The following is a 16,753-nucleotide window of genomic DNA, read 5'->3' as shown; positions in this document are numbered from 1 at the left end:
GTCCGGCGCGGCAAGCGGACACCTCGGGAGGGTCGTCATGGGCACGGTACTGGTCACCGGCGGGTCGGGTTTCATCGGCAGCCACTGCATCCTGCAATTGCTGGCCGCGGGACATCGCGTGCGCACCAGCGTACGCAGCCTCGGGCGCGAGGCCGCGGTGCGCGCCATGCTGAAGCAGGGCGGGGCGGAGCCGGGCGAGCGGCTGTCCTTCGTCGAGGCCGACCTGGAGTGCGATGCCGGCTGGCCGCAAGCGGTGGCCGGTTGCGACTATGTGCTGCACGTGGCCTCGCCGTTCCCGCCGGACCTCCCGCAGCACGAGGACGAGCTGATCGCGCCCGCCCGCGATGGCGCGCTGCGCGTGCTGCGCGCCGCGCGCGACGCCGGCGTGCGGCGCGTGGTGCTGACCTCCTCGTTCGCGGCGGTCGGCTACGGCCATGCGCCGCAGACGGCGCCGTTCGACGAGACGGACTGGACCGACCTCGACGGTGAAGGCGTGCTGCCCTACGTCAAGTCCAAGACCCTGGCCGAACGCGCCGCGTGGGATTTCATTGCGCGCGAGGGCGGCACGCTGGAGCTTGCGGTGGTCAATCCGGTGGGTGTGTTCGGCCCGGTGCTGGGGCCGGACTATTCCACCTCGATCCTGCTGGTGCAGCGGCTGATGGACGGTGCCGTGCCCGGCTGCCCGCAGCTGTGCTTCGGCGTGGTCGACGTGCGCGACGTGGCCGAGCTGCACCTGCGTGCCATGACCGATCCGGCCGCCGCGGGCGAGCGCTTTCTCGCCGTTGCGGGGGATTTCATGTGGATTCGCGAGATCGCCCGGACGCTGCGGCAGCAACTGGGCGCAGCGGCGCGCCGGGTGCCCAGGCGGCAGTTGCCCAACTGGCTGGTGCGCCTGGCGGCGCTGCGCGACCCCGCGGTGCGGCAGATCCTGCCCGAGCTGGGCATGAGCAAGAACGCCAGCGCCGCCAAGGCCCGACGCGTGCTGGGCTGGTCGCCGCGCGCGCCGCAGGATGCCGTGGTCGCCAGCGCCGAGAGCCTGCTGCGCCTGGGTCTTCTGAAGGGCGGCGTGAAGGCCAGCGCCTAGCGTCGCCTGGCGGGACGAGATACGTTCGCGCCACCGCGCGTCAACTTGCGCACAATGCACCATCCGACCCGCGGGATCACCGGCATGCCACGACACCATCACGAACGACACCGTACCGACCGCATCGGCTGGCTGCGCGCCGCGGTGCTGGGCGCGAACGACGGCATCGTCTCGACCGCCAGCCTGGTGCTGGGCGTGGCCGCCGCGCATGCCAGCGGACAGAACATCCTGGTCGCCGGCGTCGCCGGGCTGGTGGCGGGGGCGATGTCGATGGCCGCCGGTGAGTACGTGTCGGTGCATTCGCAGGCCGACAGCGAACACGCCGAACTCGAGCGCGAGCATCTGGAGCTGCAGACCCAGACCGAGGCCGAGCACCGCGAGCTGGCGACGATCTACGTCGGCCGCGGACTCGACCCGCAGCTGGCGCGGCAGGTGGCCGACCAGCTGATGGCGCACGACGCGCTGGATGCCCACGCCCGCGACGAACTGGGCATCACCGAGACGTTGAAGGCGCGGCCGCTGCAGGCGGCCGGCGCCTCGGCGCTGAGTTTCGCGGTGGGTTCCGCGCTGCCGCTGCTGGTGGTGGCGCTGGCGCCGGCGGCGAGCTTGCTGTGGCTGGTGTTCGCCACTTCACTGGTGTTCCTCGCCGTGCTCGGCGCGGTGGCGGCGTGGGCCGGCGGTGCGAAGATGGGCGTCGGCGCCATGCGCATCACGTTCTGGGGCGCGCTGGCGATGGCGGTCACCACTGGCGTGGGCATGCTGTTCGGCACCGCCGCGTAGCGCGGCGGTTCGCAGCCTGGGAAAGATGGCGTTTCCCGCGCAGTGTTTCAGTTGCCCGGGTGGTAGACCCGCTCGGTGTGCCCCTTCAGTTGCTCCGGCCAGAAGTACACCGTACGCAGGTTGCCGGTGGTGTAGCGCTCGGCCTCGTCATTGAAATGCTTCGAGCCGGGGTGCCCGTTCTCGCCGCCGGCGGTAATCGCGCGGGCGCTCACCTTCGGGCCGAACTCCACCACCGCCACGAAGCTGTTGCCGCTGGTGCCGTAATACTTCTTCATGCCGGGCCAGCGGTGCGCGCCGAACGAGGCCAGCGAGCCCCAGCGCGAGGACACGAACGGCACCGGGATGCTCGGCCTGGCGTCGTCGAATTTCTGCACGATGGCGCCGTCGTTGCGCTGGTAGCGGTTGACCTCGCCCCATGGCACGCCCCAGCTGCCGAAATCCTGCTGCAGCCGGTCGGAGGCTTCGGCCAGCGTGTCCAGCCGAGCCCTGGCACCGGCGTCGCCGGCCATGTAGTCGTACACCGACTGGTCTTTGAATGCAGCCTCGGCGTGCAGCTTGTCCCACAGCATGTCGCCCCAGAACACCGCCAGCGTGGTTGGCATCGAGGCGATTCCCCAGCGGTAGTCCCAGCTGCGCAGCAGTGCGACCTGGCCGGCCAGGCGCGACTTCAGCGGATCGTGGTCGGGCAGCATGTCGTAGTCGTGCACCAGCACCGGCACCAGCCGCGAGAACGCGGGCAGGTAGGAGTCGAACGCGGCGCTGATCAGCGAGGTCTGGCTGAAGTCGCGCACGCGGTCCAGCACACGGGTGGCGTGGATGCCGCGCGGGTTTTCGCCGAAGCTGTCCATGTAGCGCGGGTAGTCCGCCTGCTTCGGACTGAACGCGCCGGCGGCGGAGTACGGCCAGTTGTTGGTGTTCATGATCCAGCCGTTCGACGGGTTGAGCAGGTGCGGCGCCTCGTCGAGCTCGTGCAGGCCCTGCCAGTCGGTGGCCGGGTTGCTGCCGTCGACCGGCTTGGTGTAGTCGAAGCGGTTGTCGCGCCTGGGGATGAACTGCGGGTGCAGGTACGCGATCTCGCCCTTGTCGTCGGCGAAGATGGTGTTGTTGGACGAGTTGGCCTTCAGCTCGGCCACCTTCAGGTAACTGGCGTAGTCGCTGGCCTTGGTGCGCAGCCAGCTCTGCTGCAGTGCCTCCATCGGCTTGTTCATCAGCGCGATGGCGATCCACTTGCCGTCGGCTTCGCGCACGATCGGGCCGTGGTGGGTGAAGTGCGCCTCGAAGTTGCGCGTGGCCATGCTGCCGTCCTTCGCGCGGTAGGCCACGCGGATCGTGCGCGTGGCGACCGGCCGCAGTTCCTTGCCGTAGCGGTAGAACAGCTGGCCGCCCTGGTGCACGATGGTTTCGGCGAACTCGTCGACCACGTCGGCGCCGGTGGAGGTGTGCATCCAGCCGATGTGGCGGTTGAAGCCCTGGTAGACGAAGAACTGGCCCCAGGTCACCGCGCCGTAGGCGTCCAGGCCTTCGTCGCTGCTCATCTGCAATTCGGAGCGGAAGAAGAACGAGGTGTGCGGGTTGATCCACAGCAGCGCGTGGCCGTCGGCGCTGAGCTTGGGTGCGATCGCGAAGCCATTCGAGCCGGTCGGCTCGACCCAGCTGGACGGCGTGTCGGCGTGCGCCAGCGCGGCGGGGTTGCGGCCGTAGAACGCTTCGAGCTGTTTCAACGAGACGCGCTCGATGTCGCCGCCGATGCTGCCCTCGCTGAAGCTGAGCGCCATCCATGGTTCGAAATGTTTGATGACGCGCGGATGCACGTCCGGGTGCGTGGCGAGGTACCAGTTGAGTCCGTCGGCCCAGCTGTTCATCAGCGCCTGCAGCCAGGCGGGACTCTTCGCGTACAGCGCCTTCAGCTCGACCGGGTCGATGAACAACTGCTGGCGCAGGTCGCTCCAGATCGCCGACTCCCCTTCGGCCTCGGCCAGCCGGCCCAGCGCGTTGAGATAGTTCGTCTCGACCCGGTTGAAGTCGTCCTCGGCCTGGGCGTAGGCCATACCGAACACCGCGTCGGCGTCGGTCCTGCCGTGCACGTGGGCGATACCCCAGTCGTCGCGGGTGATGGTGATCGCCTGCGCCTGGCGCTGCCAGCGGGTCCGTTCGGCGGGCGGGGCACTCTGTGCGTTGGCAAGCAGCCCGTACGCGAGCAGCGCGGTGGCCAGCAGCAGGCGCGGCAGGTGGCGCGAGTCCTTCGCAGTGTGCGTGGGCATTGGTCTGTCATTTCCCCTGGACGTGTTGGCGCAACATGTGCCGTGGAGTTGACCATCAACGGGCTACGCTTGCAAAACGATGCAGTAATGTGACGATTTGACGCATGCGCCGAAGGTCGCCTTGGCGGTTCGCGCCGACGTACCCAGAATGGGGCTCCGGACAGGGCCACGGTCTGGGCGACCTTTGCGGCTGCGGCCTGTTCGAGCCCCTTTGGAGAGTTGAAAAACCATGACGACACGAATTGCACATACCGGTCTGGCCGCACGCCGCATGTCGGCGGAGCAGGCGGCCGAGCTGATCCTGCCGGGCATGACGGTGGGCATGAGCGGCTTCACCGGGGCTGGCTATCCCAAGGCCGTGCCGCTGGCGCTGGCCACGCGGATCTCCACGGCGCACGAGCGCGGCGACAAGTTCGCGCTGCGCATCCTCACCGGGGCCTCGACCGCGCCGGAGCTGGACGGCGCGCTGGCGCGCGTGGGCGGCATCGACTTCCGCCTGCCGTACCAGTCCGACCCCGAGCTGCGCGCGCGCATCAATGCCGGCCAGATCGAGTACATGGACATCCACCTGGGTCAGGTGGCGCAGTACGCGTGGTGCGGTTTCCTCGGCAAGATCGACGTGGCACTGGTCGAGGTCGCCGGCATCCTGCCGGACGGCCGGCTGGTGCCGTCCACTTCGGTAGGCAACAACAAGACCTGGCTGGACCTGGCCGACAAGGTGATCCTGGAGGTGAACCGGCGCCAGCCCGAAGGGCTCGACGGCATGCACGACATCTACTACGGCACCGCGCTGCCGCCGCATCGCAAGCCGATCCCGCTGCTGCAGCCGGGCGACCGCATCGGCGAGCCGTACCTGCGCTGCGACCTGGACAAGGTGGTTGCGGTGGTGGAAACCGATGCGCCCGACCGGCTGGGCCGTTTCGCGCCGCCGGACGAGGCGTCGCGAAGCATCGCCGGACACCTGGTGGAGTTCTTCCGCCACGAGATCGCCGCCGGCAGGCTGGGCGAACAGCTGCTGCCGCTGCAGTCGGGCGTGGGCAACATCGCCAACGCGGTGCTGGGCGGCCTGCGCGAGGGCGGCTTCCGCGGTCTGACCGCGTTCACCGAGGTGATCCAGGACGGCATGCTGGAGCTGATCAGCGACGGCACCATCGCGATGGCCTCGGCCACCTCGCTGTCGCTGAGTCCCGAGGGCGTGGAGGAGTTCGTGCGCCACATCGACTTCTACCGCCAGCACATCGTGCTGCGTCCGCAGGAGATGTCCAACCACGCCGAGCTGGTGCGCCGGCTCGGCTGCATCGCGATGAACGGCATGGTCGAGGCCGACATCTACGGCAACATCAATTCCACCCACGTCGCCGGCAGCCGCATCATCAACGGCATCGGCGGCTCCGGCGATTTCGCCCGCAACGGTTTCCTGTCGTGCTTCATGAGTCCGAGCACAGCCAAGGGCGGCGCCATCTCGTCGCTGGTGCCGATGGTCAGCCACGTCGACCACACCGAGCACGACGTGGGCCTGGTGGTGACCGAGCAGGGCCTGGCCGACCTGCGCGGGCTGTCGCCGAAGCAGCGGGCGCGGGCGGTGATCGCGCAGTGCGCGCACCCGGACTACCGGCCGATGCTGCAGGACTACTTCGACCGCGCCTGCCGCGACAGCTACGGCAAGCACACGCCGCACCTGCTGAACGAGGCGCTGTCCTGGCACCAGCGTTACCTGGACAGCGGCAGCATGCGCTGACCTCGTCGATTGGCGGGCGGGCCGTTCGTCGTGTCCCAGTGAGCCGGTGCGCCGGCTCCGCTTTGCCCACCCGACGACGAGGTCACCCCCATGCAAGTCCAGCCCTACCTGTTCTTCGACGGCCATTGCGAAGAGGCCATTGCGTTCTACCGCCGGGCGATCGGCGCCGAGGTGGTCATGCTGATGCGCTACGGCGACGGCCCCGCAGGCTCCGCCCAGTGCCCGGACGGCACGCAGCTGCCGGCGGACAAGGTGATGCACGCCTGCCTGCAGATCGGCGCCAGCCAGGTGCTGGTCTCGGACGGCTACAGCGGCGGCGCGCCCGAGTTCGACGGGTTCTCGCTGGCGCTTTCGGCCGATGACGACGCCGCGGCGAAGCGCATGTTCGATGCGCTCGCCGATGAAGGCGAGGTGCAACAGCCGCTGATGGCGACCTTCTTCACCTCCAGCTTCGGCATGCTGGTCGACCGTTTCGGCGTGTCGTGGATGGTGATGGTGCCGAACACGCCGGCCGGCTGACGGCGCAACGACAACGGGATGGCCTGCCGCGGGCCCGCGCGAGGAACCTGCCACTGCGGCATGCGTCAGATGACCGGGCGCGCCGTAATATCGACGCATGCAGGTGGCCGAGATGGCAGAGGCGAAACCGACCGTCGGGAGTGCGCAGCGGCGCACGGCCTTCGTGCTGGCCGGCGGCGGCAGCCTCGGCGCGATCGAGGTGGGCATGCTGCAGGCCCTGCTCGACTGGGGTGAGACGCCGGCATTCCTGGTCGGCGCCTCGGCCGGCGCGATCAACGCGGCGTACTTCGCCGGCGACCCGACGAACACCGGTGCGCGCGAGCTGGAGCGGATCTGGTGCGCGCTGAAGCGCAGCGACGTGCTGCCGTTCAACCTGGGCAGCGTGTTCGGCCTGCTGCGCCGGCGCGACCATCTGGTGGATTCGTCCGGGCTGCGGCGCCTGCTCGAGCGCCACCTGCCTTACCGGCAGCTGGAAGACGCGGCGCTGCCGGTACACCTGGTGGCGTCGGACATGCTGAATGGCCAGGAGGTGTTGCTGTCCGCCGGTGCGGCGGTGGATGCCGTGCTGGCCAGTGCCGCGATTCCCGGCGTGTATCCGCCGGTGCGCATCGGCACGCGCTGGCTGGTCGATGGCGGGGTAACCAACAACACGCCGATCTCGGCCGCGGTCGGGCTTGGCGCCACGCGGGTGATCGTGCTGCCCACCGGGTTCGCCTGCGCATTGGAACGGGCGCCGCCGGGTGCGATCGCACGCGCCATGCATGCGCTCAGTCTGCTGGTGGCGCGGCAACTGGTGTATGACGCCGAGCGCTTTGCCGGTACCGCAGTGGAGCTGCGCATCGTGCCCAGCCTGTGTCCGCTCGACGTTTCACCGTACGACTACTCCGCGGCGGCCAGGTTGATTGCCCGCGCCCGCTCCGAGACCCGGCGCTGGCTTGAGCAGGGCGGGCTGGAGCAGGCCAGGATTCCGCCGCAGCTGCGCGAGCATCACGACTGAGAGGTTGTGATTTTTTCAACCTCTCAGGCCGGCCACGGCGAGGCCACGGCGAGGGCATGGATGCCCGAGTTGAGGCAACGCAGGAGCAGTTGCCCGATGCCCGAGTTGAGGCAACGCAGGGAGCGGTTGCCCGATGGCCGGACATGAAACAATCACGCCAGTGACTGTTTCATGTGCGCGAGTCCGGGCGTGTACCGGACTCGCGACTGAAGAAAACCACAGGATGTGGTTTTCTTCACAAGTGAGCCCCCGAGGGCCGGGCGCGGCGTACTGCGAAGTGCGCCGCGGCCGATCCGGCCCGCCGGTGCCGGTTCAGCCGGATGACGGCGTCGCGCGTACGCCCAGCCAACCCTTGATCGCGGCGATGGTCAGCGGGATCGCGCCGAAGATGATGAACACCAGGTCGCCAGGCAGGCGCATCCATTCGATCAGGTGCGAGCGCGGGCTGCCGATGTAGTCGAACGCGCGGGCGTGCCAGTAGCCGTGCTGGATCACGTCCCACACCTGCAGCACGCCGCTGGGGAACAGGCTGAACACCACCATCATGGCCAGGCCGATGTTGGTGCCCCAGAAGCCGGTCCGCACGTATTTCTCCATGCCGGCCCAGCGCTCGTCGCTGCTGGTCTGGCGCAGCGTGAACACCATCAGCGCCAGCGCCAGCATGCCGAACACGCCCATCATCGCGGCGTGGCCGTGGTTCGGCGTGAGCTGCGTGCCGACTTCGTAGTAGCTGACGATCGGCAGGTTGATCAGGAAGCCGAAGATACCGGCGCCGATGAAGTTCCACACGCCCACCGCGATCAGGAAGTAGAACGTCCAGCGGTGCGGCACCGCCACCGACTTGCCGCAGATGTCGCACTGGCCGCGGGTGGTGCGCACGAAGTCCCAGGCGTCCAGCGTGAGCAGGGTCAGCGGCACCACCTCCAGCACCGAGATCATCGCCGACATCGCCATGTTGACGCTGGTCTGCCCGGTGAAATACCAGTGGTGGCCGGTGCCGATCAGGCCGCCGAGGAAGTACAGGATGCCGTCCAGGTAGATCACCCGCAGCGCCACGTTGCGGCGAGTCAGCCCCAGTTGGTAGAAGGTCAGCGCCACTACGGTGGTGGCGAAGAACTCGAAGAAGCCCTCGACCCACAGGTGGATGATCCAGAAACGCCAGGTGTCGACCACGGTGTAGTTCGTCTTGGCGCCGAAGAACAGCGCGGGGATGTAGAACACCGGGATCGCCACCGTGGCGAACAGGAACATCTTCACCAGCGGCTTCGACTCCGGATTGGCCAGCGAACGCGTGCGCACCAGCAGCCACACCATGGCGAACCAGACCAGCAGGCCGACCACCAGCAGCAACTGCCAGAGGCGGCCCAGCTCCAGGAACTCCCAGCCCTGGTTGCCCAGCCAGAACCACCACTTGCCGAGCACCTGCGAAATGCCCAGCCACTCGCCGAGCAGGCTGCCGCCGATCACCACCACGAATGCGCCGAACAGCAGGTGCACCCACGGCGCGAACCAGCGCGGCTCGTCGCTGCGCAGCGTGCGGCCGAGGAACAGCGCAGCGGCCACGTAGGCGGTGGCGATCCAGAAGATCGCCGTCTGCAGGTGCCAGGTACGCATCAGGTTGCTGGGGAAGATCGTTTCCAGCTGGAAGCCGTAGAAGCTGCCCGGGTCGGCGCGGTAATGCGCCGCCGCGCCGCCGACCAGGGTCTGCATCAGGAACAGCAGCGCCACCACCATGAAGAACTTCACCAGTGCGCGCTGGCCGGGACCGGCCACGCCCGGCAGCAGGTGGGGGTGGATGTGCTGGCCGCGGCTGATCCAGCCGAGGTAGTCGAACTTGCCGAACATCAGCAGCACCACGGCGATGCCGGCCAGCAGCACGATCAGGCTGAGCGCGCTCCACAGCAGCGCCCCTGGCACCGGTGTGTTGCCGACGGCGGGGTCGTAGGGGAAGTTGTTGGTGTAGGAGTAGTTCTCGCCGGGGCGGTTCGCCACCGAGGCCCAGGCCGCCCAGGTCACGAACGCGGTGAACTGGTGCAGTTCGGTCGGGTCGGTGATCAGCCCGGCCTTGAGCCCGCCGTTGCGTTCCGGGTGCAGGAAGTAGTCGGTCCAGTGGGGAACCTGCTGATGGTACGCCGTCACCTCCGGTGCGGTCAGCTGCAGCGTGTCGCTGGCCGGATCGTAGCGATTGGTCTTCAGTTCCACCGCGGTCTCCGCGCGCACCGCCGCCTGCCGGGCCGGCGCCAGTTCGGCCAGCGGTTGGTGATACTGCTGCTGCGCGATGGCATCGGTAGCGTCCTCGCCGATGCGGTGCAGCGCCGCGGCCGAGTAGTCCGGACCGAGATAGGCCCCGTGGCCCCAGATGCTGCCGTTGTCCATCAGGCCGTATTTCAGGAAAACCGCCTGGCCGTCGCGAATGTCGTCGCCGCTGAACAACTGGTTGCCCTGCACGTCCACCACATGGGCAGGAATCGGTGGAGCATTGCGGTAGGCCAGCGTGGTGATCGCGAGCAGCCCGGCGAAGCCCAGCACCATCACGATCAGCACCGTTCGCAGCCACCAGGGGGAGAGTTCCGGATCTTCCGCAGTCAATGGCTGGGCGGCGATGCTCATGGTGCTTCCTCTTCCGCGATGTGTGGGCGAGTATCGGGCGGTATCGGGGACGCAGTCGCCGCCCGTGCTGGAACCGGATCGTGTCTGCTGTGGATTCACTCAGGATGGCCGCGGCAAGCTTTTTCTTCTTTCCGTGCAGGACGTGTGAAGGCTGTGCCGCACTGGCATCGATCGGGGGATGGAGCCGGGTGTGAAGCGCCGCCATGGCCTTGCACGGCGCCGGCGGCGGCCACGGCTCCGACCGCGTACGCAAGGGGCGCCGCCACCAGGGTCATGCACCAGAGAGTTTCGGCATCACCGCGATGCCGGATGGCGGTCGGTATCGGAGCTTCTGCCTTCCGGGCCGGCCATCGACGCTGCAGTCCACTGCAGCACCATTGACGACCGAGGAAAAATCACATGCATACCCCTTTTGAGCGCACCGGCCCGTTGACCGAACTGGGCAGCTACCCGCAGTGGGCACAGGACATGGTGGCCGACTGCGAAAGCACCAAGCAGAGCGTGTTGGATCATGAGTTGTGGGCGATGATGCGGGAAGTTCGGCTTGGCCAGACCTCCACCGCCAGTTTCATGGTGGGGGTCTGGCCGTTCATTGAGCGCTTTCCGAGTTTCATGGCGTTGAATCTGCTGAAGACCCGATACGGACGCAGCCTTGGCGACGACATGGCACGCCGCTGGCTGGTGCGCAATATCCGGGTCGAACAGAATCATGCGGAATACTGGCTTGCCTGGGCAGAAGGCTCCGGCGTGCCTCGCGAGGAGGTGCTGAGTGCACGGCCCCCGCATGGCACGCAGACTCTGGCCAACTGGTGTGAGGAAATCAGCACCATCGGGACGCTGGCAGCGGGAATGATCGCCACCAACTATGCGATCGAAGGAGTGACCGGTGAATGGTCGCGGCCCATCTATGAAAGCACCGCTTACGCCGAGAGCTTTCCCCCCAGAACCAGGACCGGCAGCCTGCGTTGGCTTCAACTGCACGCGGCCTACGACGACATCCACCCGTGGGAGGCACTGGAGATAGTCTGCACACTGCTGGGCAGGACGCCGAAGATTGACGAGGTGACTCATCTGGGCGAGTGCGTCCGCAGAAGCTATACGAGTATGCGGATCGTTGGCGATCTCTGCATGCAGGCACGCAGCCCATCCACCTTGATGAAGGAAGTGGCTGCCTGACGGTCATCGGGACATGGGGCAAGGCGTTCCATTGACGGGTCAGGCATGAGATAACTTTGCGCATGCGCAAGGCATCCCCCATGTTGCAGCAACCTTTGTCACGACGCATGCTGCCGCTGGCCTATGCGCTGGTGGTGATGTTGGCCATGATCCTCGGGCTGACGTGGTTTGCCCTGCAGACCCAGGTCACTCTCGCTGGGTTTCTCAACAGCGAGAGTGTCTGGTCCAAAGCGCAGAAGCAGGCGGTCATTGCCCTGGATGGCTATGCGGTCACCGGCAATTCCGCCGATCTTGCCGGGTTCTGGCGGAATTACTCCACCCTCGACTCCGATCGGCTGGCGCGAGACGAGATTGCGTCGGGGTATTTCGACCAGGCAGTGGTGGACAGGGCGTTTGTCCATGGCAACGTCATGCCGACGGCGAAGCCTGGCATGATTTTCGTGCTGGAGCATTTTTCCAGAGCGCCTTATTTGCGTGATGCACTGGCGGCATGGCGCTCCAGCGACGTGGAGATTGCCCAACTTGCCGCCATTGCCAAGGAGCTGGAGCGCACATATGCCGCCGGGGCCATTTCGGTTCAACAGGCAGCCATCCAGCGTGGCCGCATTCATGCCCTGAACGATTCGATCGAGCCGAAGGCCAACCGATTTTCACTCGAAGTGGCCCATGGCACGACGTGGATGGGTCACATGCTGTTCATTGGCGTATTGAGCGCCGCCTGCATTGCCGTCCTGCTATGGCTGGATATGGCGCACCGCACTCTGGCCAGCATTCGCGGCAGCGAGGAGCGCTACCGCCTGCTGTTCGACAGCGCCGCCGATGCGATCGTGATGGTCGACGAGGCCAGCGGGCGGATCCTGGACGTCAACCGCACCGCTTCGGCGTGGACCGGACGCAGCGCGGGCGAACTGGTCGGTGACCGCTTCGTGCACCTGTTCATGCAATCCATGGCGGGGCAGAAAACCGGGCAGGCCGCTGCCAACGTGCTGCTCGGGGCCAAGGGCCGCACCCGTCCGGTGGAAACGCAGACCAGCCTGGTCAACTGGGGCAGCCAGCCGGTGCGCCAGGCGATCATCCGCGACATCTCCGAGCGGGTGGCGCTGGAGCGTGATCGGCGCATCGCCGCTGAGGCACTGGCCAGCATCGCCGAAGGCGTGCTCATCGCCGATGCCGCGCGGCAGGTGATTTCGGCCAATGCGGCGCATGCCGAGCTGACCGGTTTTACCGCCCAGGCGCTGCACGGCAAGCGCCTCGACGACACCCGCCGCCTGCCCGGCGGCCAGCCGCTGCCGCCGTCGATCTGGGACAGCGTGGCGGCCGGCCACAACTGGATGGGCGAGGTACTGAGCACGCGCAGCGACGGCAGCAGCTATCCCGAGCACCTCAGCCTCAGCGCGATCCGCGATGCCAATGACCAGGTGGTCTACTACGTCGCCGTACTCACCGACATCCACGAGGCGAAGGCGAACCAGCGCCGGCTGGAACAGATGGCGCGGCACGATCCGCTGACCGGCCTGGCCAACCGCGCGGAGTTCGAGCGGCACTGCGCCGAGGCGATCGCGGTGGCCGAACGCGAGCGGCTGGCGGTGGTGGTGCTGTTCATCGACCTGGATGCGTTCAAGATCGTCAACGACAGCTACAGCCATGCGATCGGCGACCGCCTGCTGGTCAAGGTGGCCGAACGGATCCGCCGGCAGCTGTCCGAAGGCGACGTGGCCGGGCGCATCGGCGGCGACGAGTTCACCGTGCTGATCCCGCGGCTGATCCTGCGCGAAGACGGCAGGACCATCGTCAGCCGGCTGCTCGCCACCTTGTCCGAGCCGTTCCTGGTGGACGACTACGAGATCGTGCTGAGCGCCAGCATCGGCGTGGCCGGCTATCCGCTGGACGGCGACAATGCGCTGGCGCTGATCGCGAACGCCGACGCGGCGATGTACGCGGCGAAAACCGAGGAACGCAATGCGTTCCGCTTCTACACGCCGATGATGCACGCCGACACCCGCCGGCGCCTGCAGCTGGCCGCCGAGTTGCGTCAGGCGCTGGCGCGCAACGAGTTCCAGCTGGTGTTCCAGCCCAGCGTCGAGCTGCGCAGCGGCCGCATCGTGGCGGTGGAGGCGCTGCTGCGCTGGCAGCATCCGGAGCGCGGTGAGGTGCTGCCGGCCGAGTTCATCCCGGTGGCAGAGAGCCTGGGCCTGATCCGCCGCATCGACGAATGGGTGATGCAGACCACCTGTGCGCAGATCCAGGCCTGGGACCTGGCCGGCGTACCGCCGATCCGCGTGGCGGTGAACATTTCGGCGCGTTGGTTCGGCCACCCGGCCTTCGTCGACGGGATCAGCCGCAACCTGCAGTCGCGGCGGCTGGCGCCCCGGCGCCTGCTGCTGGAGATCACCGAGAGCGCGATGCTGCGCCTGGGCGACGACATCGAGCGCACCATGCAGACCCTGGACACGCTTGGCATCGCGGTGGCCATCGACGATTTCGGCACCGGCTATTCCTCGATGGCCTACCTCAAGCTGCCGGCGGTGACCTGTCTGAAGATCGACCGCTCCTTCATCATCGGGTTGCCCGGCAACAGCAATGACGCGGCGATCGCCGGGGCGATCCTGGCGATGGCGAAGAGCCTCGGCCTGACCACCATCGCCGAGGGCATCGAGACCGAGGCGCAGCATGATTTCCTGCTGCGCAGCGGCTGCATCGAGGGGCAGGGTTACCTGTACTCCTACCCGCTGCCGCCCGAGGAGGTGCAGCACCTGCTGTGCCCGAGCCAGCCACCGGTGCCGACGCGGCTGAAGCTGGTGCCGCCCAAGCGCAGTTGATCGGTGCCCCTGCATGGCGCCGGCCCGGCTGCCTTGATGTGCATCAGGGCAGGCGGCGGCGCGGCGCAGGACACTGGCTGCAGTCCCGCCAGCCACGCATCTTCCTTCATGTCCAGCAGTCATTCAGTCCCCGACGGCAGCAAATTCACCAGCCCGCAGGGCACCCGCGCGGTAAAGGGCGGGCAGAAGCCCAATACGCACAGCCATGAGCCCGACGTCGGCCGCAAGCCGCCGTGGCTGCGCGTGAAGCTGCCCAGCGGCGCGCACTACGAAGAAGTGGCCGACATCGTGCGCACGCACCAGCTCAACACCGTGTGCGCCGAATCCAAGTGCCCCAATATCGCCGAGTGCTGGGGCCGCGGCACGGCCACGCTGATGCTGATGGGCTCGGTGTGCACGCGCGCGTGCAAGTTCTGCTCGGTCAGCACCGGCAACCCGCAGGGCTGGCTCGATCCGCTGGAGCCGCTGCAGGTGGCCGACGCGGTGGCGCTGATGGGGCTGAAGTACGTGGTGCTGACCTCGGTCGATCGCGACGACCTCGCCGACGGCGGTGCAGCGCACTACGCCGCCTGCGTGCGGGCGATCCACCAGCGCGCGCCGCAGGCGGCGGTGGAGGCGCTGACCCCGGACTTCGCCGGCAACCACGCCGCCGTGGTGACCGTGCTCGACGCCGGCCTGGTCACCTATGCGCAGAACATCGAGACGGTGGAGCGGCTGACCCATGCCGTGCGCGACCCGCGCGCCGGCTACGCGCAGACGCTCGGCGTGCTGGCCTTCGCCAAGCGGCACGCGCCGCAGACGTTGACCAAGACCAGCCTGATGCTGGGCCTGGGCGAGACCGACGCGGAGATCGAGCGCACGCTGGACGATATACGCGGCGCCAACGTCGACCTGGTTACGCTGGGTCAGTACATGCGGCCCAGCCCGCACCACCTGCCAGTGCAGCGTTTCGTCACGCCGGACGAATTCCGCCATTACCGGGAACTGGCGCTCGGCAAGGGTTTCGTGGAGGCGGTCGCCGGACCGCTGGTTCGTTCGAGTTATCGCGCCGAACGCGTACTGGAGCACAACAACCTGGGACTGTGACCTGGGCGCGACGGGCCGGTCCAATGCTTCGATGTCCACCGACATCAGGAGGTACTCATGTTTCCTTCCATTGCACATCGTCTCCCCCGCCGCTCGCTGGTCGGGCCGGATTCCGCCGGCGCCGTGGCTGCGTCTGGCCGCAGGCCGCCCACACTGGAAGCCGATGAATCGGCGCTGGCGTGGGAGCGGCGCATCGACGACGAGCTCGCCCAGAGCTTCCCGGCCAGCGACCCGCCGAGCTGGGTGCTGGGCACGGTGTCGACGCGGCATTGAGTTTTCACCTGATTCATCGAGGAGGATGGCATGGACACGACGATGTACCCGCAGTCGACCGCAGAACTGGCGCGCAAGCGGCGCGAACTGGCACCCGCGCCGCTGGACGCGTTCAAGGCGTTCAGCGCCGCGGTGTTCGCCGACGGCGCGCTGCCGGCCGTCACCAAGCAGCTGATCGCGGTGGCGGTGGCGCATGTCACCCAGTGCCCCTACTGCATCAAGGGACATACGGCCGGAGCCTTGAAGCAGGGCGCCAGCGAACAGCAGATCATGGAGGCCATCTGGGTGGCCGCCGAGATGCGCGCCGGTGGCGCCTACGCGCACTCGACGCTGGCGCTGGACGTGATGCAGCATGCGCACGACGCGCATGGGGCGGGCTGAAATGGCCGCGCGGTTCAGCACGGTATCGGACAACATCCTCGATGCGGTGGGCGACACGCCGCTGCTGGAGATCGAGGGCGTCTACGCCAAGATCGAGTTCCTCAATCCCTCGGGCTCGATCAAGGCGCGCATCGCCAAGTACATGGTCGAGCGGGCGGAGCGGGAAGGTTTGCTCAAGCCCGGCGACACCATCGTCGAGGCGACCAGCGGCAACACCGGCAACGCGCTGTCGATGGTGGCGGCGGTGAAGGGCTACCGCATGCTGGTGGTGATGCCCGAGGGCATGTCCAGCGAGCGCGTGGCGATCTCGCGGGCGTACGGCGCCGACGTGCTGTTCTGCGGCAACTTCCATGTCAACGAGGCGCTGGTGCGCGCGCGTGAACTCGGCCAGCAGCCCGGCTACTTCGCGCCGAGCCAGTTCGAGTCGGAGTGGAACGTGGAGGAGAACCGGCTGATCCTCGGTCCGGAAATCCTCGCCCAGCTGCCGGCAGGTCGCGTGCCCGACGCGCTGGTGCTGGGCGTGGGCACCGGCGGCACGCTGATCGGCGTGGGCCAGGCATTCCGCGCGGCCAACCCGGCCGTGCGGCTGTTTGCGATGGAGCCGTCCGAATCCTGCACGATCCTGTGCGGCGAGATCGCCGCGCATACCATCGAGGGTATTTCCGACGGCTTCGTGCCGGGCATCTTCCAGCGCCATGCCGGACTGGTGAACGAGGTGCTGAGCGTGTTCAGCGCCGATGCGGTGAGCGAGATGAAGCGGCTGGCGCGCAGCTACGGACTGTTCTGCGGTCCGAGTTCCGGCGCGCACCTGCTGGCGGCCAAGCGCATCCGGCAGAACTTCCCGGAGCTCAAGACCGTGGTGACGGTGTTCTGCGACGAAGGCGAGAAATACCTGCACGAGTACTTCATGCAGCCGGTCGCCGTCGACGTGGACGCCACGCACTTCCGCTGAAGCGACGGAGGAGCGCACCCTGTGCGCGATGCTTTTCCCCACCGTGACGAAGAGCATCGCGCACAGGGTGCGCTCCT

General features: G+C 67.6%; 13 protein-coding genes. 11 read left to right on the top strand and 2 right to left on the bottom strand.

All coding sequences use genetic code 11. The features are described 5' to 3' along the window. The first annotated feature begins 37 nt into the window (after positions 1–37). Positions 38–1,084, top strand: coding sequence for an SDR family oxidoreductase (locus LRK53_RS12390; protein ID WP_027493442.1), 1,047 nt, complete (start codon positions 38–40; stop codon positions 1,082–1,084). Between the two features lie 84 nt (positions 1,085–1,168). Further along, positions 1,169–1,864, top strand: a complete 696-nt coding sequence (locus LRK53_RS12385) for a VIT1/CCC1 transporter family protein (protein WP_027493443.1) — start codon at positions 1,169–1,171, stop codon at positions 1,862–1,864. Between the two features lie 47 nt (positions 1,865–1,911). Here LRK53_RS12385 and LRK53_RS12380 read toward each other — a convergent pair whose 3' ends face one another. Then, positions 1,912–4,125, bottom strand: a complete 2,214-nt coding sequence (locus tag LRK53_RS12380) for a penicillin acylase family protein (protein ID WP_027493444.1) — start codon at positions 4,123–4,125, stop codon at positions 1,912–1,914. 229 nt (positions 4,126–4,354) lie between these two features. Between LRK53_RS12380 and scpC the strand changes: the two genes are divergently transcribed. From scpC to LRK53_RS12365, 3 genes are all read left to right on the top strand, one after another. Next, a complete protein-coding gene (gene scpC / locus LRK53_RS12375) occupies positions 4,355–5,863 on the top strand; it encodes a succinyl-CoA:acetate CoA-transferase ScpC (protein ID WP_027493445.1) in 1,509 nt (502 codons plus the stop codon). A 90-nt stretch (positions 5,864–5,953) separates the two neighbouring features. After that, the gene (locus LRK53_RS12370) at positions 5,954–6,382 is read left to right on the top strand and encodes a VOC family protein (protein ID WP_027493446.1); all 429 of its coding nucleotides are present in this window, start codon (positions 5,954–5,956) and stop codon (positions 6,380–6,382) included. Between the two features lie 112 nt (positions 6,383–6,494). Continuing rightward, on the top strand, positions 6,495–7,379 hold the full coding sequence (locus tag LRK53_RS12365) for a patatin-like phospholipase family protein (protein WP_027493447.1): 885 nt from the start codon (positions 6,495–6,497) through the stop codon (positions 7,377–7,379). Between the two features lie 312 nt (positions 7,380–7,691). Here the strand turns inward: LRK53_RS12365 and LRK53_RS12360 are convergent, their stop codons facing one another. After that, a complete protein-coding gene (locus tag LRK53_RS12360) occupies positions 7,692–9,989 on the bottom strand; it encodes a nitric-oxide reductase large subunit (RefSeq protein WP_027493448.1) in 2,298 nt (765 codons plus the stop codon). A gap of 399 nt (positions 9,990–10,388) precedes the next feature. Here LRK53_RS12360 and LRK53_RS12355 point away from each other — a divergent pair, with 399 nt between their 5' ends. The 6 genes from LRK53_RS12355 (at position 10,389) to LRK53_RS12330 (ending at position 16,676) form a co-directional block, all read left to right on the top strand. Then, the gene (locus LRK53_RS12355) at positions 10,389–11,165 is read left to right on the top strand and encodes an iron-containing redox enzyme family protein (RefSeq protein WP_027493449.1); all 777 of its coding nucleotides are present in this window, start codon (positions 10,389–10,391) and stop codon (positions 11,163–11,165) included. An 80-nt stretch (positions 11,166–11,245) separates the two neighbouring features. Then, positions 11,246–13,984 carry a putative bifunctional diguanylate cyclase/phosphodiesterase gene (locus tag LRK53_RS12350; protein WP_027493450.1) on the top strand — a complete coding sequence of 913 codons (2,739 nt, stop codon included), beginning with the start codon at positions 11,246–11,248 and terminating at the stop codon, positions 13,982–13,984. Between the two features lie 108 nt (positions 13,985–14,092). Next, entirely contained in the window at positions 14,093–15,070 is a 978-nt protein-coding gene (gene lipA / locus LRK53_RS12345; RefSeq protein WP_027493451.1) for a lipoyl synthase, read from the top strand. A 57-nt stretch (positions 15,071–15,127) separates the two neighbouring features. Next, positions 15,128–15,343, top strand: coding sequence for a hypothetical protein (locus LRK53_RS12340; protein WP_027493452.1), 216 nt, complete (start codon positions 15,128–15,130; stop codon positions 15,341–15,343). A 30-nt stretch (positions 15,344–15,373) separates the two neighbouring features. After that, positions 15,374–15,724 (top strand): carboxymuconolactone decarboxylase family protein, encoded by a 351-nt coding sequence (locus LRK53_RS12335; protein WP_027493453.1) that lies wholly within the window; start codon positions 15,374–15,376, stop codon positions 15,722–15,724. Continuing rightward, positions 15,696–16,676 carry a PLP-dependent cysteine synthase family protein gene (locus LRK53_RS12330; RefSeq protein WP_235642185.1) on the top strand — a complete coding sequence of 327 codons (981 nt, stop codon included), beginning with the start codon at positions 15,696–15,698 and terminating at the stop codon, positions 16,674–16,676. Before LRK53_RS12335 ends, LRK53_RS12330 begins: the two co-directional genes overlap by 29 nt. Positions 16,677–16,753: the final 77 nt, after the last annotated feature.

It is taken from the genome of Rhodanobacter thiooxydans, from assembly GCF_021545845.1.
Lineage (GTDB): Bacteria > Pseudomonadota > Gammaproteobacteria > Xanthomonadales > Rhodanobacteraceae > Rhodanobacter.
This window is presented reverse-complemented; position numbering and strand designations above follow the sequence as displayed.